The sequence below is a fragment of the Bacillus sp. LK2 genome, from assembly GCF_001043575.1.
GTDB classification, from domain to species: Bacteria; Bacillota; Bacilli; order Bacillales; family Bacillaceae_G; genus Bacillus_A; species Bacillus_A paramycoides.
On record NZ_LDUK01000014.1, the window covers coordinates 34,330 to 59,895 of the forward strand.

Consider the following 25,566-nt stretch of genomic DNA (forward strand, 5'->3'; position numbering starts at 1 on the left):
CTTTATTCCTCCCAGTTAATTAAGCCTTTTTTCTTCATGTTTCTCATAATTCTTCGTTCGATTTTTCGATTAAAGCGCGTCACCAATCCGTCCGTTTGCGCTACTGGCACAACTAAAATTGTATGAAGTCCTACTCGATTTCCACCGAGCACATCCGTTAGTAACTGATCTCCAATTACTACAACTTCATCTGGCTGTAAATGCATCTCTTGTATCGCACGCTTAAATGCGCGAACAAGCGGTTTACGCGCACTATGAATAAATGGAATACCTAATGGATCAGCGAAATCTTTAACGCGTTGCTCGTTATTATTTGAAACGACCGTTACTTGAATGTCATTTTCTTTCATTTTCAAAAACCACTCTTCAAGCTGTGGTGTTGCGTTTGGACGATCCCATTCAATTAAAGTGTTATCTAAATCAGTAATAACCCCTTTAATTCCACGTTTCTTCAAATCTTCTGGTTGAACATGATATACATTTTTCACATATTCATTTGGTAAAAATAACTTCAATTTCTTTCACCTCTTTGAGGATTTTTCATAAAAATTTTTCGACAACATTTTTCGATAGATAACCTGTGGATAAACTTGTACACACTTTCCACATTAATTTTTCAGTTAATTTGGAATTTACTAACAATCTATACACATTTTATCCACTGAGGTATGTGGATAACCCCTTGTTTGTGACTGTCATATTTTTTTGGTACATTAAATGCAACAACGAATCAATCCTTATATTATTAGGAGGTGACTCACCTTGAAAACAAAACATATGGAACAGTTATCTACTGAGTTACTCACTGAGTCTTATTATAAAGCAAAAGAGCTAAAATTAAATCCCGACTTCATTTTACTTATAAAACAAGAAATTATTAGACGCTCATTAAAGGACAAGCTTGTCAAATCTTCTTGAGTACATATAGATTACTGATTGACCTGTAAAAAGAGCCATCCTACGATGGCTCTCGAATAAACAAGTACTCCCATCTAGGGGATTTCTTCATTAAGCACCTTTGTCCATATTTCTTAATTAGAGCCTTCACAAGTTTATAATAAAATCTTTTCTTTACTTATGAGATAATCGAGTTGCAATTTTTTCACCAAGACGAAGCTCTTGTCCACTTGTCAATTCCTTCATTACTTCAATCATATCTTTTTCAAACAATAAAACAACTGTTGAACCAAATGTAAAGTATGCCATCTCTTCGCCTTTTTGAACAGTACTTCTTTCATGAAGAAGCTCAATACTATTTACAAACATTGCCCCTACTTTTACAAGCGCCATATGTTCGCCTTCACTATTTACTTCTGTAACAGAGCGATAATTTTTCGACAACGGTTCTTTTCCATATTCCATACCGGCTGCATTTACTGGATATGATTTTCTACCGAGTACAAATCTCTCAGTTACAGAGCCTGAAAGTGGACTATGAATACGATGATAATGACTTGGACTCAAATAAATTACCATATATGTACCGCCTGCATATCGTTTTGCACGCTCTTCATTACCTAGCATATCCACTATTGAATAACGTTTGCCTTTAATATCGAATGTTTTTGTATCCTCAATAGGACCTTGATCAGCAAAAACACCATCAACGGGACTAATGATACTCGATGCGTCTGTATCAATACTACGTTTTCCTTCTTTTAGCCTACGTGTAAATAAATCATGCAATGTTCGATATTCCTTCAAACCCTTTTCCATCTCATCTTGATTGATTTGAAAAACTTTCGCATACGATGGAATAATGATAGAGCTTAAACGAGATTGTGCAAATTTACGTAATATATAAGAAGTAAAACGACCATTTGTAAGTTCGATCATAAGTCGATATAATGTACGTCGCAAATTGCGAAACCTCCTAATCAGTCTGTAACTTTAGTTTCCCCTTCTTTTCTTTCTATATCATATGTAAAATTGGTTCTTATTCCCACATATAGAATGGAGCCGCCTCGTTATACACGAAGAAAAACTAAGTATAATTTTTATTCTTAAATTGGTTAGCACCTTCTAATATTACAGATAGAACTCGTCATTTTCAACAGTGAACATGTATTTCTTCTTAGAGCGGCTCGTTTTCTTTCCTTTTTTCCGAAAGAAAAGCAGCCACTTTTAAAGTGTAGCTGCCTACAATGTACATTATTCTTTTGCTTTCTTCTCTTTCTCAGCTCGCACAAATTCATGGAACATTTTCATTAAAGCACGCTTTTCAATTCGTGATACATAGCTCCTTGAAATACCAAGCGCCTTCGCAATCTCCCTTTGTGTTTTCTCCTTATCAAGCCCAAGCCCAAAACGCTTCACAATCACTTCTTTCTCTCGTTCATCTAAAATATCGATATACTCTTTAATCTTCTCTAATTCCATACTTAACTGAATCATATCAATTACATCTTCAGATTCTGATTTTAATATATCAATAAGTGATATTTCATTCCCCTCTTTATCTTGCCCGATCGGATCATGAAGTGAGACATCTTTTTTCGTTTTCTTCAGTACACGTAAATGCATCAAAATTTCATTTTCAATACAGCGTGCTGCATAAGTTGCAAGCTTTGTTCCTTTCCCTGCTGAATAGCTTTCGATCGCTTTAATAAGTCCAATTGTACCAATTGAAATTAAATCTTCTGCATCTTCACCGGTGTTTTCAAATTTTTTAACAATATGAGCTACAAGCCGTAAATTATGTTCAATTAAAAGATTTCTCGCTTGAGCATCACCTTGCTCCATTAACTCTAAGTACTTTCTCTCATCATCTGATGATAACGGCTGCGGGAACGCATTGTTCTTCACATAAGAAACAAAGACAAACACTTCTCGAACCATATATCCAATTGCGGCGAATAGACTCAAACCCTTCACCTCCGCCAAAATAGTGGTCTTTACTATGTGTATGTGGGCGTGAGGCTGTTTGTGTCTGTACGATATCATTCCAATATGTTTTTTAAGCATACTATTTGTCTCACAAAGCTTCGCTACGGATACTTAAACAACAGATAGGAGGGTAAAATATGAAACATTTCATTACCTTCTTGTACCTGAGTAGCTTGTAAGAGATGAACTCCATGTACGCTCTTGCAAGCTGCTTGTACTACAAGGAGGGATTACAAATATGAAATTTGAAAGAACACGTGCTTATACAACACACCAACGTCAGCGTACAATGCGCCGAAAAATGAATATTGCAAAACACGCATGGGGATATACTCCTGAAATTGCCGGTATTTTGCAAAAGGCAAAGTTCACTGTTCTTGCGGAATGTGTACAACAAAGTGGAGAACAGAAGGACCACCTGCTAGTGTACAGAAGTGGTTATACAAAATTGATACATACGAAGAATAATCGTTCTTTCTAAAAAAAGGTCTTCTCCCGAAGACCTTTTTCCCTATTTAAAGACTTATTTACTCCAAATCTTTTCCCCAGTGCGAGCATCAATATAACGAATTTCTCGACTACACTCGAAGGGTTCTTTATGATTTTCATCCGTCGTGTGTTTATACAATAACTGATATACCGTTTCCTCTGCATCATTATCTATATACCATTCTAATTTAACTCGGATAGCCTCTTTGTATATTTCTAACGCTTTTTCTTTTGTTACTTTTGGTGTTGTTTCATATGTGAACAATTCTTTGATAGCATTACTAGATTCTCCTAAGTAGTGCATCACAGCACCATTTTCTGTATTGATGTTGATCATAATATATTTTCTCGCTACATGAATATCATTTATATATATTGAAAAGGAAAATCTCTCTATCCCTTCTTCTTCCTCATCATGTTCATCCCAAAGACGAAGATATTCTGTAACATCTGGAATCACTCGTTCTAAAAATTGAAGTGCTTTTTGTAAACATTCCTCTCTAGATAATATTTGTTTTGCTTCTTTATCCTCTGTCAGTTTTATAAAGCCAATTAATGCATTGGTTGATTTATCCTTGGTAATTCCAACTAAATTTTTATATTTTAACATCGGTAAATGCTTTTTAAAGAATTCATTCATTAAATACGGATTCTTTTCTTCTTTCTGTTTTTGTAATTCCTCTTTCGGAACAAATTTCATCCTTATTCCATCTTCATTTTCCGTCTCATCTACTTTTGTAAAACTTTCTTTATCCCAGTCAAATAAATCGAATATATCACCTTGTTGACTACCCTTTTTCGGTTTTTCAACAGCTACAGTTGGAGGCAATTTATAATGATCTGGGCCAAACAAATCTTTACCTGTACTTGCATCAATAAACGCATGACTAGGTTCTGGCTCATACACAAGATGGTACCCTTTTACTTCTTCTCCACTTTCATATTCACATGAGGAGTATGTTAAATCAGCAAATACAAGTCTTATATCTTGTCTAGCCTTGAGGTTATCTAAAACAGTGCTCTCATCAACAATTTCAATTGGCCATAACGGTTTTTCCTGTATACTTTCCCCTCCGTTATAACGGAAATTCACAACATTACCTGAAGGATGAACTCGCACAACACATCCTGTATCCGGCAATGGATATCCTTTCACTTCCTGCATATAATTTATTTCTTTCCAACCACGCCAGTCATCCTTAATTGACACATATGTATAAAATTCTAATCCGTCTTCCACATATTTTTTTATAAATACATTTGCAACCTCTCTCGCCTTATTCTCCTCTATCACTTCTTTATCACTCGAAAAATAATTTTCATCATCTATCCTGAATTCAAATAGATTACCAGTATACCTATTTAATGAAATTTGTATCTGTTTCTCCTCATCCTCTTTATGCCCCCACCATAATAAATGATGAGGATCATCCACTCCTTCTTGATCATCTACAACAAGACTATATTCATCTGGAATTTCAATAATATGAGCCACTTGCTCTTTTCTTTCTTTATCTTTTTGATTCATCATATCCTCCCTCTTATTACAATTTAAGGTAATTATAACAAAAAAAGACTAGAGATATCTCTAGTCTTTTACTTCGTTTCACGATGTAACGTTACTCGCTTTAATCTTGGACAATATTTTTTCAGTTCGATGCGCTCTGGGTTGTTTCGTTTATTTTTTTTAGAAATATAGTTACGATCACCGCACTCCGTACAAGCTAATGTAATATTTACCCGCATATGTAATTCTCCTTTCTTTCAAAGATCGCAACTAAAGCGTAATGATTACGATTTATATATTATAGAACTTCATTCTATTTGTCAATTGCAAAACAAAAGGATTCTATATGTCCTTCTCAACAATCAAAGTTTATATTAATTTATAAAGATAAATAACTAAAATAAAAACCTTTAAATTGCGACAATAATTTTTATTTACAAAAAAAAGACAAAAAACTGAAACAATTAGTTCATACGAATTTCACATGAATCTATTACTATAAGAATTGTACATAGCGAACTTACTAACAATCGCGTTTATTCATATATAAAATTTCATTTGAAAGGAGTTGAAAATATGAAAACTAAATATCGTTTTATGATTTCATCATTTGCTGCTTGCGCCTACATGATTTGGTGTTTAGTATAATAACAACTTCACTTGTAAATAAGAAAAGGTGTGTATATAAATGGAATATAACCAATCAACAGTTAACTACTGGAAAGCTTTTGTATTACCTTATACATTCGCTTTAGAAGAGTTAAAAACTAAATTTGAAATTATGAACCGGGAAGCTCAATTTTTAGAGGACTACAACCCGTTTGAACATATAAAAACAAGACTTAAACAACCCGAAAGTATTATTAGGAAGCTTGAGCGTAAAAACTTATCACCAACAGTTGAAAATGCTCAAACACAATTACAAGATATTATTGGCATCCGTATTACATGTTGCTTTGTAGAAGATATTTACCATTTAAAAGAGGTTATTGAGAAGCGCGAAGATATGGAAATTGTAGAAGTAAAAGATTATATCGCTAGCCCAAAACAAAATGGTTATAAAAGTTTACACATGATAATAAAATATCCATTGTCACTAAATTCTGGTACGAAAGATGTCTTTGCAGAAATTCAATTACGTACACTTGCTATGGACTTTTGGGCAAGTTTAGAACATAAACTTTACTACAAATATGAAGGAAACATACCTGATTATTTGAAGGATGAACTGCACGATGCTGCTATGAAAGCTGAAGATCTTGATAATAAAATGGCGACAATCCGTCAAGATATTGATGATATTGAAGCATGTTCAAATCAAATTTTATTACCACTTTAAAAAGGTTCTCTTCTATGAGAACCTTTTTTATTTCTTTTCTATCGTACGAACCTCTTCAATTTTCCATCCTTCATCTTCTTTTCCAAGTGCATACTGTACTTTCTTCTGCAAAGTAACTCCTCCGTCTACTTCTTTTTCCTCTGTTTCAACAATAACAAGTCCCTCTTTAAGAGCTTTCATATTCATATGCTCTAATTCAATTTTCTTATTCCCCTTTTGAAATGCCGCTTCTTTTTGTGTTTTTAAGTCTTCCGCGCCGAGCATTTTGTTTGAAAATAATGCCATATGCTCAGTGAAGTTTTTTTCATTCGTCGTTCGTACGAATGCTTCAATAACCCCTTGAATAGAGCCCTCTTCTTCTTTCGTTATATGTACTTGTTCTTCCATCTTCTTAGCTACGGTTTTCTTTTCTACATGCTCCTCTTTAGATTGACAACCAACTAACAATAGCCCGATTAGCATAACGACTCCTAATTTCCCCGTAAAACCTCTCATCTTTTCACCCTTCCTAAAAAGAAAAAATGAGGCAAAAATGCCCCATTTTCGTTTATAATTAGCGTCTTCCTTTATTTGGATCGCCACCGCCAACAATATCAAAGACACGTTTAGCTATATTTGTATTCTCTTGAACGCCAGAGAACAAGTATTTACCTGGGCCAAATGCATACACGTTCACATCTTCACCTGTATGTCCACCCGTTGTCCATCCTGTAACCGAACGCTTATTGAAAATATCCTCAATCGCATTATCAATCTTTGTTACATCTTTTGATGGAGCTATATCATTTACTGCTTTAATTTCTTCTGGTGTCAATTGTAGATCAATATACTTTTTCAATGTTTCTTCTACATTTGCACCTTTTACAATCTCATTTGCCATAAAGTCTGGCGTACGTTTTGCAGCTTTAATCGGCTCTACTTTAAAGTTATACTCACCATTCGCACCTAAAGACAATCCTCCAGTAGAATGGTCTGCAGTTGCAACAACTAATGTATTTTTATCTTTTTTAGCAAACTCAATCGCTGCTTTAAATGCTCTTTCAAAGTCTTCCATTTCACTCATTGCTGCAACGATATCATTATCATGTCCAGCCCAATCAATTTGACTTCCTTCAACCATTAAGAAGAAACCATTTTTATTTTTGTTCAAACGATCAATTGCTGCATTTGTCATCTCTTCTAATGAAGGTGTTTTATCATTACGATCAATCATTTTATCTAATCCGCCTGGTGCAAATAGGCCAAGAACTTGATCGTTTTTATCATTTAATAATTGATTACGATCTGTTACATAACTATAACCAGACTTCTTAAACTCTTCGGTAAGATTGCGGTCTTTTCTAACAAAGTTATTTACGCCACCGCCAAGCATAACGTCTATTTTATGCTTATCTTTTATTTTCTCATCAAAGTAATCATTTGCGATTTCATCCATATTTTTACGACTAATGTTATGTGCACCGAAAGCAGCTGGTGTTGCATGTGTAATTTCAGAAGTTGCAACAAGTCCAGTTGACTTTCCTCTTTCTTTCGCTTGCTCAAGCACTGTTTTTACTTTTGCTTTATCATTATCAACTGCAATAGCTGCATTATATGTTTTTATACCTGCTGACATCGCAGTTGCTGCCGATGCAGAGTCTGTAATATTTTCATGTTCATCTTCTGGATATGTTTTTTGTGTTCCTACAAGATGTTTATCAAATTCTGTAGATTCCATTTCAAATGTTTTCGGATTGTCTTTCATGTAACGATGAGCTGTCATATATGAAGGCCCCATACCATCCCCAATTAATACAATGACATTTTTAATCTTTTGATCGCTATCTTTCCCATCTGCTTTCACACTGTCTGTGCGCGTGAAATTCCACGTCGCTACAGAAGTAATTGCCAATGACGCCACAACCGCAAATGGCCATGCTTTTTTTACGAACTTTTTCACTTTTTTGTCCCCCTAATTAGGTTATTCATTTCCCACTATCAAATTTAATAGAAGACTGTTAAGAGAAAATTAGTTATATGTAAATTTTTTGTTAACTTATGTAAATATAAGTTATAATTTGTATAACTGTGTCCTTTCATATCAATCATAGCGCCCTTTACAAACTAAATATAAACAAATTAGATTTCTTTTAACGTAAACCTCTTACTTTACATTTCGTAACAATATCAACTCTATTTTTAAAAATAAAATGGAAACTTGGTGAACCTTTATGAAAACAATAAAACTAAACGAATCTTCCATTCCAGATTTACTCTCTCTTTGTGAATCAGTCGGGTGGATACAGCACGAAAGTTTTATGAAAGAACAATTCCATATGTACCTTTCAATTGGCACAATTTTTGGCTATGTACATGAGAATAAACTTATTGCATCTGGAGGGGTGTTTTCATTCGACCCTGGATTTTCTTCTATCGGCATGTTAATCGTACATCCTGATTTTCAAAGACAAGGCATTGGCCGTATCTTGCTAAACAACAGCTTAAAACTAGCTCATTCACCACTTCCTATTATGCTCATTGCAACAAAAGCTGGTGAACCTTTATATCAATCATATGGATTTCAATCAATAACAACAATTCATCGTTTCGAAAAACAAGCAACTTACATAAATACAAATTCCGTTCCCATAAAACAAATTCAGCAAACTGATCTTCAATCTCTAATTTCTCTTGATCAAACTGCGACTGGTGCACATCGTTCTAAGATTTATTCATCGCTACTATCAAGAGCAACTTACTCATTTAAAATTGAACGGGATAATGAAATTGATGCTTTTGCTTTATGCATACAAAAAGGAAATGTACTATGTATTACTCCACTTATCTCAAAAAAAGAAGCAGACTCTATTCAGTTATTAGAAATAATTTGTAAATCGTGGAATGGAACAATACGCATTGATGTTCCGCATTCACAATTCACATTCCGCAAATTTCTGCAAACTGAAAATTTCCATGAAACACTTCTTTCACCTCTTATGATAAAGAACAGTAATCAACTTCCTGGAAACCGTAATATGCTATTTGCTATGATAGATGCAGCGTTATGCTAGAAAGGGGACAACTAATTGAAGCAACTTACCTATCTTATGGCGGGCTGTCTGACTCTTGCATTATTAGTAGGATGTAGTGCCGCAGAAAAGCCCGTGGAACAAGTAAAACAAGTGAAAAATACAATTACTGCGAAATTAACTACAGAAGAAAAAATGATTGAAATAGATGGTCAAACTATTTACTTTAAGCAAATTGGCAGCAAGAAACCACCTTTACTTATGATTCATGGATTCGGTGGATCATCAGATGGATTCCAAAAGATTTATTCTGATTTAGCAAAAGATCATACAATTATTTCTGTAGATGCTTTAGGGTTTGGGCGTTCATCTAAACCGATGGACTTTTATTATTCCTTTCCAACTCATGCGAACTTATATTATAAGTTAATGAAAAAACTAGGTTATGAGACATTCGCAATACTCGGTCATTCCATGGGCGGAGAAATTTCTCTTAATTTAACATATTTATATCCTGATGCGGTTACCCATCTTATTTTAACCGACGCTACAGGTGGCCCTCACTCATTAGTAAATAAACAAGGCTCTCCTAAACCACAATTGTCGACGGATTTAAGTACAGTTTCTTCTGTTGCAGACTATGATGAGAGCAAAGTAAAATTTAAACGTAATGATGAAGAACATTATAACAAAATGAAATTGTGGCCTAGGCGTCTTCAAATCAATGCAAATGAAATAAAACAACCAACTTTAATTATATGGGGAAGAAATGATAGTAGTGTTTCTTGGAAAGAAGGAGAAACTTATCATCAATTCTTAAAAAATAGCACTTTTCATATTATAGAAAAAGGTTACCACGCACCATTTCGTCAAGAACCACAAGAATTTGTAGGGTATGTACAAGATTTCTTTGAGAAAAATCCTATAAGTGCTGAAAAATAAACAGGTATCTCATTTTTGAGATACCCGTTTTCATATATTAAGCAGCTTGCTTTTGGCGTTTTTGAGTTTTTGATCCTAATACTTTCGGTATAACGAAACCATCGATTCCAAGTTTTCCAGCATTCATACCAGAAACAAGAACGAACATTGATAAGATAACCATTTCAGGGTTTACACCAATTGACCCACTAAACATATAAGAAAAGTTCATTACAAGACCGAAAAAGACCGCTGTTTTTGTTAAACAGCCTACAATTAAACCAATTCCGACTAAAATTTCTCCCCACGTTACAAGTGTATTAAACAGATCTACATTTGGAATTGCAAATTCTTGTAAGAATGATGCCCACCAAGATTGAACCGCCGGTTGTGCTCCTTTAGATTTTTCAATTGCACCTTGTAGATAACCAGTTGCATCGAATCCTTTTCCTTGTAGTTTACCGATTCCAGCCATTAGCCATGTGTACCCAAGATATACTCGGATTATCGCTAATACAAAAGAAACTGCTTTGTTTTCTCTTAAAAATTGAATAACCATATCTTCCTCCTAAAGTTGTAATTAAGTTAGTTACAGATAATATAATATCATTAGTTACTTATTTTTATAATGTTAATTATGAATAATTTGTGACATCCGAATAAAACATCCAAAACTAACGTTTATATAGTAACTTTTATTACCTGTAAAAACTTGAACATATCATACCACAGTTGATAATCATTTTCACTGAAAAAGTGTAAAAAAACTGTGTGCTAAATATGAAACGTGTTCATTCTATATTCGAATAAACCCGTTTCAGACTATTCATATAATCGAAATGTACGAGTCTTCTCATCAATTAATCTTGCTTCTTGAAAAGCATCTTCTAATGGTTTTTTATGATTAATAAGCCCGTAAAATAAGCGAATTGTAAACATAAGTGCTGCATTTCCATCAACATAATCTATCGATCCAATATACGATTTTGCACCATTTTGTAAAAATACTTCTGCTAGTTTTTGTTCGCCTAACGTACAACCACTATTTACAATATGGATATTATGCAATTTTGCATATCTCTTAATTTTTGCTGCACCAAAGTATCCTCTCGGTTCATTTTCGTCATACACATCTTCTCCTAACTCTTCCATTACAAATTCCCCTTCATCACCATGAAAGCAAAAAATAATATAATTGATATCTTTATATAAAGTCTTTCCGGAAAGAACGTCGATGAAATCTTTCGGTCTACCGATCCAATATGTCACAACTCTCGCCCCAAAATATTCAAGCGTTGCTCGAATTGATTACGCTTCCAAATCAGAGTTATAGCCAACTACTAGTGCAATGTTCATTTGACATCCCCTCCCTATAAATCTATTTGATATATCCCCGTTTCTTCTAAAAAATCATCTCTCGTTAAAACTACTTTTTGTAAATATTGTCTATAAGCTGTAATTGTTCCATCATGCGAAACGATACAAACTTTTTCTGCTTTTAACTGATAGCACCAATGCAGAAACTCACCTACTATTTGTTGAAATTCCTTCTCTCGGATTATATTGATTCCCTCATTCCATAACAGTTCATTTGTACTTTCTTCTAACGAAAAATGTGGAAATAAATTTCTAATTATCTTTCGATCTAACAATTGATCACACGGCAATGTTTTAGCTAATTCACGATAAGGGAAAATGCGTGGGGATATATATGGATGAACGATTTTTTGACAAGCAACATTCGAACTCCACATTGTCGCAGTTTGTAGTGTTCGAAGTGTAGGACTAGCGATTAATATATCCCTGTCTTGTAATGGTACATCGCACTGAAGCAATTTAGCCTGCTTCTTTCCTACTCCCGTCAACGGCGGATTCGCCACTTGCAAACTTAATGGTAAATCCTTTGTATGTTCACCTTCACCATGACGAACAAAGACAAGTTTCATACTCCTCTTCCTCTCAATATAAAATAGTCTCACATATTCCTTCCCTATTTTATTCTTCATTCCTGCTATATGAATTTTTTACAAGAAGAGAAGGACCACAAATATGAAATGGATTATCGTCTTTATCGGAATGATCATATAGGGATACATAAATAGCTTTTTTAATAGTGATAAAACTGCTAATCCTTGGATTACAGATGATGAACGTGAAGCAAAAATTAAGCAACAAGCAATTATCGTAAGCTGGTCCGGTGTTTTCATTTTTTGCATCATTAATCTCTTAAACAAATAGTTAGATTTAGGAGCGAGCGAAAAATCCACTTACTTGCCAGACCCTTTCGAGGCTATTTCAAAAGAAAATATAGAGTTACAAGTTTTACTTATGCTATTTATTACGTATAGAATATTTTACCTATATTACCGAAGAAAACTAAGTGCTTAACTTTTATCTCATGATTTTCCTCCTAAATGGTTATAGTAATTAGGACGAAATGAAAAAAGGAGAGATATAAAAATGAGTAACTCAAATGACTTTTTAGATACATTGCATGAAAAGCAAGCAAAAGATGAACAAAATAGAAAACATCAAGGGAATGGAAACCCTGCGAAAAAAAAGCCAAATAAGACGCATAAATAACATTGAAAATCCTGCCTAAAAATTATATTTCAGGCAGGATTTTTTACTCGTCTTTCACCGAAATGACATCTTCCCAATTCCATTTCTCATAATACCACTCTGGTACATCTATATTTTCAATCCACTTCTTTTCATATTTCCCATCGCTATGAGCAAGCCATACATCAGCTTTCTTACGATTTGAACGTATCCACATTAATTGGTTGCTCTTCTTTATAAAGATAGGATTATAATCACCTTGATTATAAGGTGGCTTTGTGATTTGATGTTGTTCATCGCTTGTACTATTTATCTCATATAAAGTTGGTAGTGGCCTTTTTTCCGGATGTATCGATAGTTCTGCTTCCTTTGCCCTTGAAACGATAATTACTTTATCGTTCTTCCATGTGAAGTCCCAATCAACATATCCTTTTGGAGTAAATGTATTTTGCTGTAGGGCTGGTAATTCTTTTACTTTTAAATGTTTATTCTCTAATGCAACTCTTCCGCTACCTTCAATATACGCCAATATATTTTTTGATGGCGACCATTGAAACCATTGTGTATTTAACAACATTTGATCTATTTTTTCAAAACGACTGCCGTCCGCTCGAATTAAACAAAGTGTATTACTATCCGCTGACAAAGAAGCTGTTGGTACTGCTAAAAACGAAATCCACTTTTGATCTGGTGACCACTTAAATCCACTTGCAACTAATGCTAAAAAGTCATCATGCTGATTCGGTAGTGCATATAAATGTTTCATCTTATGAGGATTCATATTTGCATCCTTTTCCGTTTCATATAGCTGAGCTCCTGTCCATCCTGTTGGAAGCAAATACGCTTCAGATGATACAAGAAACCTCTTACCATCAGGATACCATGCATAGTCACCTACACCAGCTGATACATTTTCAAAATCTGCTTTCTTTTTTTCAGCATCAAACGTATTTAATGTACGTGCAAATACAAATGCGATTACATTCTCTATTGGTGACCATTGATAATTCGATGCTTCTGATTGAAACGGTGTAACTTTCTTTCCATCTTTCAGCCGATACAGTTCAAGATGATTTCGCTTCTTTCCTTTTGTATATGCAAGCCATCCTCCATCATATGACCATTTCGGCCCTGTTATGTACTCTCCTTTTGTAATCTGCTTTTCTTTTTCACCGACTTTAATCCAAAGATCATGATTACGAATAAAAGCAACTTTTACTCCATTATTTTCTGCGCTAATAATAGAAATTGTACAGAAAAAAAGAAACAAACTCACGCTGCCACTTACTATAAACTTTTTCATATAACACCCCTATTTTTCCCTATAGCATCCCTCACATTCCGCTTGCTATATGCATGTTGTAGCCATTCGACATTATCCCCCAAAATTTCTTGGGAAATTTTTAATTCAAAGAGGATTGGTATGAATTATGTCGAATGTATAGTTTAGCCAACACCCGTCTTTATAATTAACGATAGAAATATAATATTTATTTCCTGAAAATTAGAACTTTTATTAGTGGGAGTTTCATTGTTGCAACTGATGCAACTGAAAATACATCTAATTTAAACGTTGATTTAGAAGTAAAATAATAAAATTATTGTTGACAAGCTTTTCAATATAGTTTTATAATACAAAACATAGTTTAGTTGAACGAATTATATATCGGCTTTGAAGGAATACTAGTAGCGACTTATATCCCTGTCTCAGAGAACTGATGGTTGGTGCAAATCAGTACATATACAAGCGTGAATTACAATTCTGGAGCTTCTTTCCCGTAATGCTTTTTATGCATGAAGAGAAAGACGGATCTTTCCGTTATCTTAAAGTAAGTGGTAAACAATTAGTTGTTTACAAATAGGGTGGTACCGCGATTTTTATCGTCCCTATCGGATATTCCGATAGGGACTTTTTTGCGTCCTTCCCTTTTAAATAACTTCATATATACGCGTTGAAAGAATCGCAGTAGTATCTTGTATCCCTGTTTCAGAGAGCTAATGGTCGGTGGAAATTAGCACATATATAAGTACGAATTACAATTCTGGAGCTTCTTTTTCGTAGTGCTTTTATGCATGAAGGAAAAGACGGAGTTTTTCCGTTATCATTAGTTGAGATGTAAGTATATTTTCACTTACAAATAGGGTGGTACCGCGATTCTTTCGCCCCTATCGGATGTTCCGATAGGGGCTTTTTCTATTTCTCACGCAAACAGTTGTTAAATAATTCCGAATCTTATGATAAAATTCTATAAGCGCTTACAATTTTGAAGGGAGGTGGTACAAGCTATACGAACCGGTATTCATTTTTATAGAAAAAAAGGAGGATGTCTAAATGACAAAGAAAACAAAAATTCCATCACATTTAAAACCATTCGTATCCACACAGCATTATGATCAATACACGCCGGTGAATCACGCTGTTTGGCGTTACATTATGAAACAAAACCATAACTTCTTAAAAGATGTTGCTCATCCAGCATACGTTAATGGACTACAATCATCTGGTATTAATATAGATGCGATTCCAAAAGTAGAAGAAATGAATGACTGTTTAGCACCAAGCGGCTGGGGCGCCGTAACGATTGACGGACTTATTCCCGGCGTCGCATTCTTTGATTTTCAGGGGCACGGATTACTACCAATCGCAACAGATATTCGTAAAGTAGAAAATATCGAGTATACACCAGCTCCTGATATCGTTCATGAAGCAGCAGGACACGCACCGATTTTACTTGATCCTACATATGCAAAATATGTGAAACGATTTGGACAAATTGGAGCGAAGGCTTTCTCCACCAAAGAAGAACATGAAGCTTTCGAAGCTGTTCGTACATTAACGATTGTAAAAGAAAGCCCGACTTCTACACCTGAAGAAGTTGCAGCTGCTGAAAATGCTGTAATCGAAAAACAAAACTTAGTTTCTGGTTTATCAGAAGCAGAACAAATTTCACGTCTATTCTGGTGGACAGTGGAATATGGCTTAATCGGTAATATAGATGACCCAAAAATTTACGGTGCTGGTCTCCTTTCCTCTGTCGGTGAAAGTAAGCATTGTTTAACAGATGCTGTAAAGAAAGTCCCATTCTCAATTGAAGCTTGTACAGGTACAACTTATGACGTAACAAAAATGCAGCCACAGCTATTTGTTTGCGAATCATTTGAAGAGTTGACTGAGGCACTTGAGAAGTTCTCTGAAACGATGGCATTTAAAACAGGTGGCACAGAAGGATTAGAAAAAGCAATCCGCTCCGAAAACCATGCTACAACTGAGCTAAGTAGCGGATTACAAATTACAGGTACATTTACAGAGACAATTAAAAATGATACTGGTGAAGTCATTTATATGAGAACAAATACACCAACTGCATTAGCAATTCATAATAAACAGTTAGCAAATCATTCTACATCTGTGCATAGCGATGGATTCGGGACACCAATCGGATTACTAGATGGAGATATTGCATTAGAAAATTGTACAGAAGAACAATTACAATCATTATGCATTACAATTGGAAATAGTGCAGAGTTTACTTTTGCAAGTGGCATTCATGTAAAAGGAACAGTAACAGACATTTTAAAGAATGATAAAAAGATTGCTCTTATCTCCTTTATAGATTGTACAGTTACTCATAAAGATCGCTTATTATTTGATCCTTCATGGGGAGCATTTGATATGGCTGTCGGCTCACAAATCACTTCTGTATTCCCAGGAGCGGCAGATGCAGCTGCATTTTTCCCAATGGATGAAGAAGTACAAGAAACTCCTGATCCGCTTGTACTGACTGAGCTTGAACGTATGTATCAAACGGTTCGTGATATTCGAGGTGAAGGTACTTTACACGACGCGCATGTCGAGCAATTAGTAGCAATCCAAGAAGTATTAAATAAATTTTATCCGAAAGAATGGTTGCTTCGTCTTGAAATTTTAGAATTGCTTTTAGAACATAACAAAGGTCATGAAGCATCAGCAGCATTATTACAACAACTTTCTACCTTCACAACTGACGAAGCTGTAACGCGTCTTATTAACAATGGTCTTGCACTACTACAGATAAAGGATGTGAAAAATGATGCTACGATTAAATAATGAAGAAGTACAAGAGGAATTAGCAAAGCTGGATAAATGGACAGTGAAAGATGAAAAATGGATCGAAAGAAAATATATGTTTTCCGACTACTTAAAAGGAGTCGAATTTGTCTCTGAAGCCGCCAAACTATCAGAAGAACATAATCACCATCCATTTATCCTTATCCAGTATAAAGCAGTCATTATTACTTTGTCATCATGGAATGCAAAAGGTTTAACGAAACTAGATTTTGAGCTTGCGAAGCAATTTGATGAACTATTTTTACAAAACGAAAAAGCAATTATAAGAAAGTAAAAAAGAGAAGCCATTTTTAGGCTTCTCCTTTTATTTTGAAATGTATACAATGTCCAAATGGGTCCTCAACTTGTAATATTCCATCTTTGTACGTAGCAATCTTGCCAATATTTTTTAAGCTTTCACATACTTGTTCTTTTTGTTTTTCATCCGCTAGTACAATTGTGAAATATTTCAAGCCGACGGAATTTGGCATTTGCGGTGGTATCCCTTCACCTTGCCATGTATTTAAACCAATATGGTGATGATAACCACCTGCGGATACGAACAACGCTCCATTACGAGCTGGGATGGTTACTTCAAAACCAAGACCATCAACATAGAAACGTTTCGCTTCTTCCAAATCAGCTACATGGAAATGAATATGCCCCATCACAGTACCAGCTGGAAAGCCATTCCATGTACTTCCTTGCTGTAATAATTCTTCACCGGCTAACGGGTTACTAACAAATGGTAGCTCTCCATTTTCATCACGCCAAACTTCTTTTTGGCGATCATGATAAATTTCAATCCCGTTTCCATCTGGATCAGCTAAATAAAGGGCTTCACTAAAGTAATGATCGGCTCCGCCGTGCAGTGGATATACCATCTCTACAAGATGACGAAGAACATTCGCTAAATCCTGTCTGCTTGGTAATAAAATTGCGTAATGATATAATCCTGTTCTCCCTCTTTGTTTCGGAAAAGCTTCTTTCTTTTCTTCAATGATAAGGAGTGGTTCGTCATTTTCATTCCCAAATGTAACGACTGTTTCATCTTCTTTTAACACTTTCATGCTTAGTACTTCCGTATAAAACTCTAGTGATTTCTTTATATTTGATACGTATAAATGAACAACATCAAGTGTTGTATCGGGATGAAGTTGAAAACTCATCTTGTTAGCCCCCCATGTAAATTAAGCTTTTTTAAACACTTTTTCTTTTAAGAAATTATCTATAAAACCGTCTGCTTTTGCAACAAATAAGTACGCACCCATCGCTAACAATGCAAGTTCTAATTCGAAGCCAGGATTTTTTCCATCTCCTAATAAACCAGCTGACCATTTCACTTTTACAATTGCTCCAACCATAACAAGTGCAAATAATAATCCAATATATCTTACACCTAAACCTAGAATTAACAATAGACCACCAACTAATTCCACTGTTGCTACACCGTATGCAAGTCCTCCTGGTAAACCAATGCTTGTGAACCACCCTGCAATATTGTCAATTCCTGATTGGAATTTTGTTAAACCGTGCATAAAGAACGTTACCCCTAACACGATACGAATAATTAAGTTACCGATATGTTGATTCATTTCTTTCTCTCCTTTATAGTTTTCTTATACAAAACTTTTATTTACATTACAAAACATACACTAATTTTTTTTATTCGTCAATTCATTTTCAGTGGAAAAAAATATATTTTTTTTGCTATGATACAAATAGTTGTTTACAAAAAGGAGCTTGATTTTTATGAACATTGGTTCTGCAATACGTGAAATTCGTCAACGTCGAGGGATAACAATCGCACAAATTTGTGAAGGAACAGGTCTTTCTAAAGGCTTTATGAGTCAAGTTGAAAATAATAAAACATCACCATCTATCTCAACTTTAGAAACGATCTCCAATTTTTTAAACGTTCCCCTTCCCTATTTATTATTAGAACAAAAAGATCGGTTGAAAATTGTAAAAAAAGAAGAACGTAAATACAGTGTATACGGAAAAGATGAACAAAGAATTGAACATGTTGCGGAGCAAGGTGGTCTTCGCCTATCTCTAGTAGAAATTCCTACCGGGTTTCCGAAAGAAAACTCACCAAATGCTCATGAAGGGGAAGAATGTCACCTTGTATTACGTGGAAAACTAGAAGTTCAACATGGGGAAGATATTGCAATTGTAGAAGAAGGTGATTCTTTCTCCTGGAATGCATGTGTTCCTCATATTGTTCGTAATGTAGGTGAAGAAACTGCATTATTACTTATCTCTAGTCATGCGGAAAATCGAAAACGTGTTTACTAAATAATAAAAAAGAAGCCTGTTTGAAACAGGCTTCTTTTTTATTCCCGTATAATTCCATAACTTGTCCCGACTAGTACAGTCTTTTCATGTTGGTTACGATAAACTGACTCTATTGAAACTTTTTTATACCCTTCCATTTGTTCAATATTTGTTAAAGTTAATTCACAAGTAATCGTATCCCCTGTAAAAACTGGTCTAATAAACTCACTTACTAATTCCCTTGCGATGTAATGTAACTCTTCGCCTACTTTCGTCCCAATGCTAGCAGTCAATAAACCATGAACCATTAATCGTCCATTCTCATCATATTCCATATGATGTCTACCTTTATCGCCTGTAATATTTGCAAATTCAAAAACTTCTTCCTCGGTAAACTTTCTTTCGTATTTAAATACATCCCCAACTTTTATACTCATTTTTATCCCCCTAATAATAACTGAATTTTCTTTCATTTTACCATAAAATGAGCCTCAATTCATTTTCTATTATGAAAAGAATCAGAATTACTTAACTATGATTTTTCTTTACTTTCCGCTCATTTATCGATGGCCATCCCTTTTTGCCACTTGATACCCATAGTACGCACATGTTCCATTTCTTGATAACTCTCTTACTTCAAAACCACAGCTTCTATAAAAATCAAAATTGTTAGCAGATGTATGCGCAAACCAATCGCCATGTGGAAGCTTTTGCAAACAAAGAGCCACAAGTTTCTTACCTAATCCTTTTCCTCTATACTCACACTTCACAACTAAATTTACTATGTTAGCAACCATGATTTGATCAGAAATCACTCTAACCATCGCGACCATCTCTTCTTCATCCCAAATTGTGAAAGCCCATGTTGAATTTTCAAATGCTATCGTAAATTTTTCAATTTGCCAAGAAGGGATATTATCATTACTCCAGCCAGCATCTTCAAATAATGTTTTAATTGCATATGCTGGCACTCCATTCGTTCCTTCACGAATAATTAGTCCATTATGATAAATATACATTTAATCCCTCCTTTTATTTTTATATACCATTCTTCAAAAAGGACATTTCACCTTTAAAAAAGTGAATTTTTTCATCCAACTCTCTTAATAGAATAAACTAGGACATCAATTCCATGAAATGCAGTTGTTTTTTCATAGCTAAGCCCTGTTTTTCTAGCGACAAATATTGAAGCTGGGTGGTTCGGATTAATAAGTGAAATTAATTTATTCATTTGTAACGCTTGAAAACCATAGTCTCGAAATGCTGCCGCGGCCTCTTTCGCATATCCTTTCCCCCAATACTTAGGAAGTAGCCAATAACCAATCTCAATTTCCTCTTTTCCATCTACTTTCTGCTTGACAAGCCCTGCATGACCAATTCGTATGCCCGTTTCCTTTTCAATCATTACAAATAAACCGAGACCATTTTTATAATTCGGAAGTACCCACTCCTCCAAACTTTTTTTGCATTGCATATATGTTTTTAACGTTCCATTTCCAATATAACGCATTACCTTCTCATTCCCCCATAACGAAGCGTAGAACTGTAAATCATCCATTGTATATTTGCGAAATTGTAGGCGATCTGTATGGAACACTCTTTTATTCACTCCCATCATTTTGAACCTCATTACATAACAACATATTTCAAATTACGTAAGTGTTGAATGCTTTGTATTAAGAAAACCGCTAAAAAGAAAGAAGATTCAGTCTTATTAAATTGTATTATATCAAAAAAAAAGCAGTAGACAAAAGAGTGTCTACTGCATCCATATCATAACTAGTATAAAGAAAACTACAACTGAGGGGGGTGTAGGATTTCGAAATATACTAGATACTTATCCCGTTCTAACGGGCGGTAAACTTTCCAATTTTTCAAGTGGAAAGTTTACCGCACATAAGAACTCTTGCGGTCAATTAGGACCGATTAAACTAGCAATTTCTCCAGCTTTAATATGTACATTTTAATAAGAAAAAAATAGATAAGATCGCTGTGAAAAGCGTAATGGATTTTTTCATTCTTTCACCTCTAATCGATAAGGATTATCATTGTCAATGTGAAACGCATACATTTTCTACAAAAACGAAAAAACGCTACAAAAAGAGTTCTTCTTTTCGTAGCGCCTCATTTAACAATTTTCTTCATATTCGCTCTCCTCTAATTGATCACGCATCGCTTTAGCACGCTTAAAGAAGAGGAATGAAAAACTTAAAAATAATATGATACTCCCCATCATAACAAAAGTTTGTAACGTCTCTTTTGCTCCATTCGGAATTAATAAACCAACCATCAAAAATGTACTTACTGCAAGAAGCACTTGTCCGAATCGGATATAATCTGCTATTTTTTGTTGTAATTCTTTCATTTATTTATCACTCCCCTCCTCACTGTATCATATTCTATGAAGCTTAAAGACAAGTAAATAGAGCCAATCTGGGAGATGTTTTCCAAAGAAAAAGAGCCGCTTAAATGCGACTCTTTCATATATCTATTACAGGCCTTTATATGCTTCCATATAAATTTCTTTCAGTTCTGAAATGAGCGGTAATTTTGGATTAGCTGTTGTACATTGGTCTTCAAAAGCTCTTTCTGCTAACACTCCGACAACCTCTTCAAATTGTTCTTTAGCAACTCCTTGCTCTGCAATGCTCATATTAATATTCAAGCTTTTTCCAAGCGCAATAATTGCTTGAACGAGTGATTCCACACCTTCTGCTGTTGAGCTTGCTGGAAGTCCGAGCATTCTCGCAATATGTGCATAGCGTTCATCCGCTACAAAGTGCTCATATTTTGGGAACAATGCGTGTTTTCTTGGCTTAATAGCATTATAGCGGACTACGTGCGGCATAAGAATTGCATTTGCACGTCCGTGTGGAATATGGAATTCTGGTCCAAGTTTATGTGCTAAACTGTGATTAATACCTAGGAATGCATTTGCAAATGCCATACCTGCGATTGCGGAAGCATTATGCATTTTTTCTCGAGCTTCTTCATCATTTCCATCTTCATATGCTCTCGGTAAATACTTAAATACGAGATCAATTGCTTTTAACGCTAAACCATCTGTATAATCATTTGCCATAACAGACACATATGCTTCAATTGCATGTGTTAATACGTCCATGCCAGTATCTGCTGTTACATGAGGTGGTACTGTCATTACAAATTGTGGATCAACAATCGCTACATCTGGTGTTAATTCATAATCTGCGAGCGGATACTTTATATTATTTTTCTTATCTGTAATAACCGCAAATGGCGTCACTTCTGACCCAGTTCCTGATGTTGTTGGAATTGCAACAAACTGCGCTTTATTTCCTAATTTCGGATATTTACATGTGCGTTTTCGTATATCTAAAAACTTCTGTTTAATTCCATAGAATGTTGTTTCTGGGTGCTCATAGAATAGCCACATCCCTTTTGCTGCATCCATAGCTGAACCACCACCAAGTGCGATAATTACATCTGGTTTAAAGCTTTTCATCATGTCCGCACCTTTAAAAACAGTTTCATCTGATGGATCTGGCTCGACTTCAAAGAAAACTTCAACTTTCACATCATTTACATGTTTACGTAAATAGTGTGTAACTGTATCTACATAACCATGCTCCACCATTCCTGGATCCGTTACAATAAATGCACGTGAAATATTGGGCATGTTTTCTAAATATGCTGTCGCATGTTTTTCAAAATAAATTTTTGGTGGTAATTTGAACCATTGCATATTCTTTTTTCTATTTGCCAGCCTTTTTATATTTAATAAATGAGTCGCCGTTACGTTTTGGGAAACTGAGTTTTTCCCGTAAGAACCACAACCAAGCGTAAGTGATGGAATAAATCCGTTATATATATCGCCAATTCCCCCTTGTGATGAAGGTGCATTTACTATGAGACGGCAAGCTTTCATGCGTAATCCAAATTGTTTTTGTACTTCTTTATTTGTAGAATGAATGACTGCTGAATGCCCTAAGCCACCAAGGTCTAACATTCCTTCGCAGTATGTTAATCCTTCTTCTAATGAATTTGCTTTTACACAAGCTAATACTGGGCTCAGTTTCTCACGAGATAGTGGATACGCTGCTCCGATCCCTTTAATTTCAGCTATAAGAATTTTTGTATCTTCAGGTACAGTAATCCCTACTAATTCGGCAATGTACTGTGCTGATTTCCCTACAATATCGCTATTTACTGCACATGTATTTTCATTAATAACAAGCTTTTCTAATTTTCTTCTCTCTTCTTCTGTTACAAAGTAACAATTGTTTGCAATCATTTCTGTTTTAACATCATCATAAATTTCCTTATCTACAATGATAGCTTGTTCTGATGCACAAATCATTCCGTTATCAAACGTTTTCGATAAAATCAAATCATTAACAGCTCGTTTAACATGTGCCGATTTCTCTATATAACATGGTACATTACCAGGGCCTACACCTAACGCTGGTTTGCCAGTAGAATAAGCTGATTTCACCATACCAGCTCCTCCAGTTGCTAGAACGAGTGCAACACCTTCATGGTTCATTAATTGTTTCGTTGCTTCGACAGAAGGTCTTTCAATCCATTGAATACAGTGTTTTGGTGCACCAGCCTTCACTGCTGCATCATATACTGTTTTCGCCGCTGCAATGGAACAGTTTTGTGCAGAAGGGTGAAATGCGAAAATAATTGGATTTCTCGTTTTTATTGCGATTAATGCTTTAAACATCGTTGTCGACGTTGGATTAGTTACTGGTGTTACTCCTGCTACTACACCGACAGGTTCCGCAATTTCTATTATTTCTTCATGAGGATCTTCGTGAATAATTCCTACCGTTTTATCTTTCTTTATGCTATGCCAAATATATTCAGTGGCAAAAATATTTTTAATGCATTTGTCTTCATATACACCACGGCCCGTTTCTTCAACAGCCAATTTCGCAAGTGGCATATGTTGATCAACACCTGCTAGTGCCATTTCATGAACAATGTTGTCAATTTGCTCTTGTGTAAAACTATCTAATGCTTGTAAAGCTTTTTGACCGTTCTTCACTAACGTATCAATCATCTCTTTTACCTCTTGCATTTCATTTACAACTTTCTCTTTGACTACCATGTAAATTTCCTCCTATTCTACTATCGTGGTCCTTATATGTCCCTATAGGTCAAAATAAGTCCCTATTATCGTAAAAAAAATAGAGTTGCCTTCTTACATGAACCTCATCGTTTGTGAAATATTTCACAAGTTTGTTCGTGAGTAACATTTCATGAATTTAATATACAGGAAATCATTTCATTTGTGTGTGTCTAATTTGTGAAATATTTCACAAATTAACATAATAAAAATGTACTGCTCATATAGAGCAGTACATTTTTATTATGCTAACGCTTGTGCTAAATCTTCAATTAAATCTTCACCATCTTCAATACCGACAGAAATACGAATTAATGTATCTGTAATTCCTAATTCTTTACGGCGATCAGCTGGAATAGATGCATGTGTCATTTGTGATGGAATAGAAATTAAGCTTTCTACTGCTCCTAAACTTTCAGCAAGTGTAAAATATTGTAGTTTTTCTAGTACTTTATTTAATGTTTCTTCACTATCTACATCAAATGAGATGATTGCACCAAATCCGTTCGCTTGTTCTGTTGCTAATTCGTGATTTGGATGTGATTCAAGACCCGGATAATATACTTTATTTACTTTTGGATGGTTATTTAAAAACTCAGCAATTGCGCGTGAATTTGTTTCATGCTCTTCCATACGAATTCCTAGTGTTTTTAAACCACGAAGTAGTAAGAAGCTATCTTGTGGTCCAAGAATGCCTCCTGTTGAGTTTTGTACGAAATGAAGGTCTTCTGCTAATTGTGGGCTATTTACAACTACTAGGCCTGCAACCACATCACTATGCCCACCTAAATATTTTGTTGCACTATGAAGTACAATGTCTGCTCCTAAAGAAATTGGTGACTGCCAATACGGCGTCATGAATGTGTTATCAATAATTGTTAATAAATCTTTCTCTTTTGCAAGAGTGGATATTTTCTTAATATCAGTAATTTTCAGTAACGGATTCGTCGGTGTTTCCACATAAATCGCTTTCGTATTTGGGCGAATTGCTTCTACAACTTCCTCTAGGTTTGTTGTATCTACAAAGGTATGCTCAATGCCGAAACGGTTTAGTACTTTTGTAATAACGCGGTATGTTCCACCGTAAACATCGTCTGTTAAAATGACGTGATCTCCTTTTGAGAATAACATAATTGTTGCTGTAATAGCTGCCATCCCTGAACCAAATGCAAATCCAGCATGACCATTTTCTAATACTGCAATCATTTCTTCTAAAGCTGAACGAGTTGGATTACCTGTTCGTGAATATTCATATCCTTGATGCTTACCAACTGCTTCTTGTTTGTACGTACTCGTTTGATAAATCGGTACGTTTACAGATCCAGTTGAAGGTTCTCCTATGCGAATACCATGAATTAACTTTGTCTTTGCTCTCAT

The 25,566-nt window shown here is 35.0% G+C and carries 27 protein-coding genes, 2 pseudogenes and 2 other annotated features; of the genes and pseudogenes, 10 read left to right on the forward strand and 19 right to left on the reverse strand.

What is annotated here, in order from left to right:
- Window positions 1-2: 2 nt before the first annotated feature.
- Window positions 3-515, reverse strand: a complete 513-nt coding sequence (locus VK90_RS09420) for a YqeG family HAD IIIA-type phosphatase (protein WP_002173529.1) — start codon at window positions 513-515, stop codon at window positions 3-5.
- A gap of 247 nt (window positions 516-762) precedes the next feature.
- Here VK90_RS09420 and VK90_RS09425 point away from each other — a divergent pair, with 247 nt between their 5' ends.
- Window positions 763-918 (forward strand): sporulation histidine kinase inhibitor Sda, encoded by a 156-nt coding sequence (locus VK90_RS09425; RefSeq protein ID WP_000850096.1) that lies wholly within the window; start codon window positions 763-765, stop codon window positions 916-918.
- Between the two features lie 153 nt (window positions 919-1,071).
- On the opposite strand, the gene VK90_RS09430 is transcribed toward VK90_RS09425, so the two are convergent.
- Together VK90_RS09430 and sigK are read right to left on the reverse strand one after the other, a co-directional pair.
- On the reverse strand, window positions 1,072-1,860 hold the full coding sequence (locus VK90_RS09430) for a phosphatidylserine decarboxylase (protein ID WP_025147390.1): 789 nt from the start codon (window positions 1,858-1,860) through the stop codon (window positions 1,072-1,074).
- A 291-nt stretch (window positions 1,861-2,151) separates the two neighbouring features.
- The gene (sigK, locus tag VK90_RS09435; protein ID WP_000051382.1) at window positions 2,152-2,865 is read right to left on the reverse strand and encodes an RNA polymerase sporulation sigma factor SigK; all 714 of its coding nucleotides are present in this window, start codon (window positions 2,863-2,865) and stop codon (window positions 2,152-2,154) included.
- Between the two features lie 259 nt (window positions 2,866-3,124).
- On the opposite strand from sigK, the pseudogene VK90_RS09440 reads away from it, so the two are divergent.
- Window positions 3,125-3,354, forward strand: a pseudogene (locus VK90_RS09440) (hypothetical protein).
- A gap of 55 nt (window positions 3,355-3,409) precedes the next feature.
- Here VK90_RS09440 and VK90_RS09445 read toward each other — a convergent pair.
- Window positions 3,410-4,906: a YcdB/YcdC domain-containing protein gene (locus VK90_RS09445; protein ID WP_048372271.1), complete on the reverse strand. Its 1,497-nt coding sequence runs from the start codon at window positions 4,904-4,906 to the stop codon at window positions 3,410-3,412.
- A gap of 65 nt (window positions 4,907-4,971) precedes the next feature.
- Window positions 4,972-5,121, reverse strand: a complete 150-nt coding sequence (gene rpmG / locus VK90_RS09450) for a 50S ribosomal protein L33 (protein ID WP_001265617.1) — start codon at window positions 5,119-5,121, stop codon at window positions 4,972-4,974.
- A gap of 449 nt (window positions 5,122-5,570) precedes the next feature.
- On the opposite strand from rpmG, the gene VK90_RS09455 reads away from it, so the two are divergent.
- On the forward strand, window positions 5,571-6,221 hold the full coding sequence (locus tag VK90_RS09455) for a GTP pyrophosphokinase (RefSeq protein ID WP_002173533.1): 651 nt from the start codon (window positions 5,571-5,573) through the stop codon (window positions 6,219-6,221).
- 27 nt (window positions 6,222-6,248) lie between these two features.
- On the opposite strand, the gene VK90_RS09460 is transcribed toward VK90_RS09455, so the two are convergent.
- A complete protein-coding gene (locus VK90_RS09460) occupies window positions 6,249-6,716 on the reverse strand; it encodes a hypothetical protein (protein ID WP_048372273.1) in 468 nt (155 codons plus the stop codon).
- A 58-nt stretch (window positions 6,717-6,774) separates the two neighbouring features.
- Window positions 6,775-8,160 carry an alkaline phosphatase gene (locus VK90_RS09465; protein WP_048372275.1) on the reverse strand — a complete coding sequence of 462 codons (1,386 nt, stop codon included), beginning with the start codon at window positions 8,158-8,160 and terminating at the stop codon, window positions 6,775-6,777.
- 271 nt (window positions 8,161-8,431) lie between these two features.
- Here VK90_RS09465 and VK90_RS09470 point away from each other — a divergent pair, with 271 nt between their 5' ends.
- Together VK90_RS09470 and VK90_RS09475 are read left to right on the forward strand one after the other, a co-directional pair.
- The gene (locus VK90_RS09470; protein ID WP_048372277.1) at window positions 8,432-9,271 is read left to right on the forward strand and encodes a GNAT family N-acetyltransferase; all 840 of its coding nucleotides are present in this window, start codon (window positions 8,432-8,434) and stop codon (window positions 9,269-9,271) included.
- A gap of 36 nt (window positions 9,272-9,307) precedes the next feature.
- Window positions 9,308-10,171, forward strand: coding sequence for an alpha/beta fold hydrolase (locus VK90_RS09475; protein ID WP_376769445.1), 864 nt, complete (start codon window positions 9,308-9,310; stop codon window positions 10,169-10,171).
- A 37-nt stretch (window positions 10,172-10,208) separates the two neighbouring features.
- On the opposite strand, the gene VK90_RS09480 is transcribed toward VK90_RS09475, so the two are convergent.
- The 3 genes from VK90_RS09480 to VK90_RS09490 form a co-directional block, all read right to left on the reverse strand.
- A complete protein-coding gene (locus tag VK90_RS09480) occupies window positions 10,209-10,709 on the reverse strand; it encodes a DoxX family protein (RefSeq protein WP_025147382.1) in 501 nt (166 codons plus the stop codon).
- 263 nt (window positions 10,710-10,972) lie between these two features.
- Window positions 10,973-11,455, reverse strand: coding sequence for a CHAT domain-containing protein (locus VK90_RS09485; protein ID WP_231595852.1), 483 nt, complete (start codon window positions 11,453-11,455; stop codon window positions 10,973-10,975).
- 65 nt (window positions 11,456-11,520) lie between these two features.
- Window positions 11,521-12,096, reverse strand: coding sequence for a histidine phosphatase family protein (locus tag VK90_RS09490; RefSeq protein WP_048372279.1), 576 nt, complete (start codon window positions 12,094-12,096; stop codon window positions 11,521-11,523).
- Window positions 12,097-12,244: 148 nt separating this feature from the next.
- Here VK90_RS09490 and VK90_RS27605 point away from each other — a divergent pair.
- Together VK90_RS27605 and VK90_RS09495 are read left to right on the forward strand one after the other, a co-directional pair.
- Window positions 12,245-12,538: pseudogene (locus VK90_RS27605) on the forward strand (phosphoglycerate mutase).
- A gap of 72 nt (window positions 12,539-12,610) precedes the next feature.
- Window positions 12,611-12,733, forward strand: a complete 123-nt coding sequence (locus tag VK90_RS09495) for a DUF4023 domain-containing protein (protein WP_002173541.1) — start codon at window positions 12,611-12,613, stop codon at window positions 12,731-12,733.
- Between the two features lie 43 nt (window positions 12,734-12,776).
- Here VK90_RS09495 and VK90_RS09500 read toward each other — a convergent pair whose 3' ends face one another.
- Window positions 12,777-14,015: a TolB family protein gene (locus VK90_RS09500; protein ID WP_048372281.1), complete on the reverse strand. Its 1,239-nt coding sequence runs from the start codon at window positions 14,013-14,015 to the stop codon at window positions 12,777-12,779.
- A gap of 360 nt (window positions 14,016-14,375) precedes the next feature.
- Window positions 14,376-14,604, forward strand: a binding site (T-box leader).
- A gap of 51 nt (window positions 14,605-14,655) precedes the next feature.
- Window positions 14,656-14,883, forward strand: a binding site (T-box leader).
- A 161-nt stretch (window positions 14,884-15,044) separates the two neighbouring features.
- Between VK90_RS09500 and VK90_RS09505 the strand changes: the two genes are divergently transcribed.
- Complete coding sequence (locus VK90_RS09505; RefSeq protein ID WP_048372283.1) at window positions 15,045-16,799, forward strand: aromatic amino acid hydroxylase; 1,755 nt, start codon at window positions 15,045-15,047, stop codon at window positions 16,797-16,799.
- On the forward strand, window positions 16,780-17,094 hold the full coding sequence (locus tag VK90_RS09510) for a 4a-hydroxytetrahydrobiopterin dehydratase (RefSeq protein ID WP_025147376.1): 315 nt from the start codon (window positions 16,780-16,782) through the stop codon (window positions 17,092-17,094). Before VK90_RS09505 ends, VK90_RS09510 begins: the two co-directional genes overlap by 20 nt.
- Before the next feature lie 16 nt (window positions 17,095-17,110).
- Here the strand turns inward: VK90_RS09510 and VK90_RS09515 are convergent, their stop codons facing one another.
- Both VK90_RS09515 and VK90_RS09520 read right to left on the reverse strand, forming a co-directional pair.
- Window positions 17,111-17,968, reverse strand: a complete 858-nt coding sequence (locus VK90_RS09515) for a VOC family protein (RefSeq protein WP_048372285.1) — start codon at window positions 17,966-17,968, stop codon at window positions 17,111-17,113.
- A gap of 21 nt (window positions 17,969-17,989) precedes the next feature.
- A complete protein-coding gene (locus tag VK90_RS09520; RefSeq protein ID WP_025147374.1) occupies window positions 17,990-18,394 on the reverse strand; it encodes a DoxX family protein in 405 nt (134 codons plus the stop codon).
- Between the two features lie 157 nt (window positions 18,395-18,551).
- On the opposite strand from VK90_RS09520, the gene VK90_RS09525 reads away from it, so the two are divergent.
- Entirely contained in the window at window positions 18,552-19,097 is a 546-nt protein-coding gene (locus VK90_RS09525) for a helix-turn-helix domain-containing protein (RefSeq protein WP_048372288.1), read from the forward strand.
- Between the two features lie 38 nt (window positions 19,098-19,135).
- Here VK90_RS09525 and VK90_RS09530 read toward each other — a convergent pair whose 3' ends face one another.
- From VK90_RS09530 to VK90_RS09555, 6 genes are all read right to left on the reverse strand, one after another.
- On the reverse strand, window positions 19,136-19,513 hold the full coding sequence (locus VK90_RS09530; protein WP_002173548.1) for a MaoC/PaaZ C-terminal domain-containing protein: 378 nt from the start codon (window positions 19,511-19,513) through the stop codon (window positions 19,136-19,138).
- A 123-nt stretch (window positions 19,514-19,636) separates the two neighbouring features.
- On the reverse strand, window positions 19,637-20,095 hold the full coding sequence (locus tag VK90_RS09535; protein ID WP_002173549.1) for a GNAT family N-acetyltransferase: 459 nt from the start codon (window positions 20,093-20,095) through the stop codon (window positions 19,637-19,639).
- Window positions 20,096-20,166: 71 nt separating this feature from the next.
- Window positions 20,167-20,694: a GNAT family N-acetyltransferase gene (locus VK90_RS09540; protein ID WP_048372291.1), complete on the reverse strand. Its 528-nt coding sequence runs from the start codon at window positions 20,692-20,694 to the stop codon at window positions 20,167-20,169.
- A gap of 510 nt (window positions 20,695-21,204) precedes the next feature.
- Window positions 21,205-21,441, reverse strand: a complete 237-nt coding sequence (locus tag VK90_RS09545; protein WP_048372293.1) for a YrhC family protein — start codon at window positions 21,439-21,441, stop codon at window positions 21,205-21,207.
- 126 nt (window positions 21,442-21,567) lie between these two features.
- On the reverse strand, window positions 21,568-24,171 hold the full coding sequence (adhE, locus tag VK90_RS09550) for a bifunctional acetaldehyde-CoA/alcohol dehydrogenase (RefSeq protein WP_048372295.1): 2,604 nt from the start codon (window positions 24,169-24,171) through the stop codon (window positions 21,568-21,570).
- 261 nt (window positions 24,172-24,432) lie between these two features.
- Entirely contained in the window at window positions 24,433-25,566 is a 1,134-nt protein-coding gene (locus VK90_RS09555) for a bifunctional cystathionine gamma-lyase/homocysteine desulfhydrase (RefSeq protein WP_002173554.1), read from the reverse strand.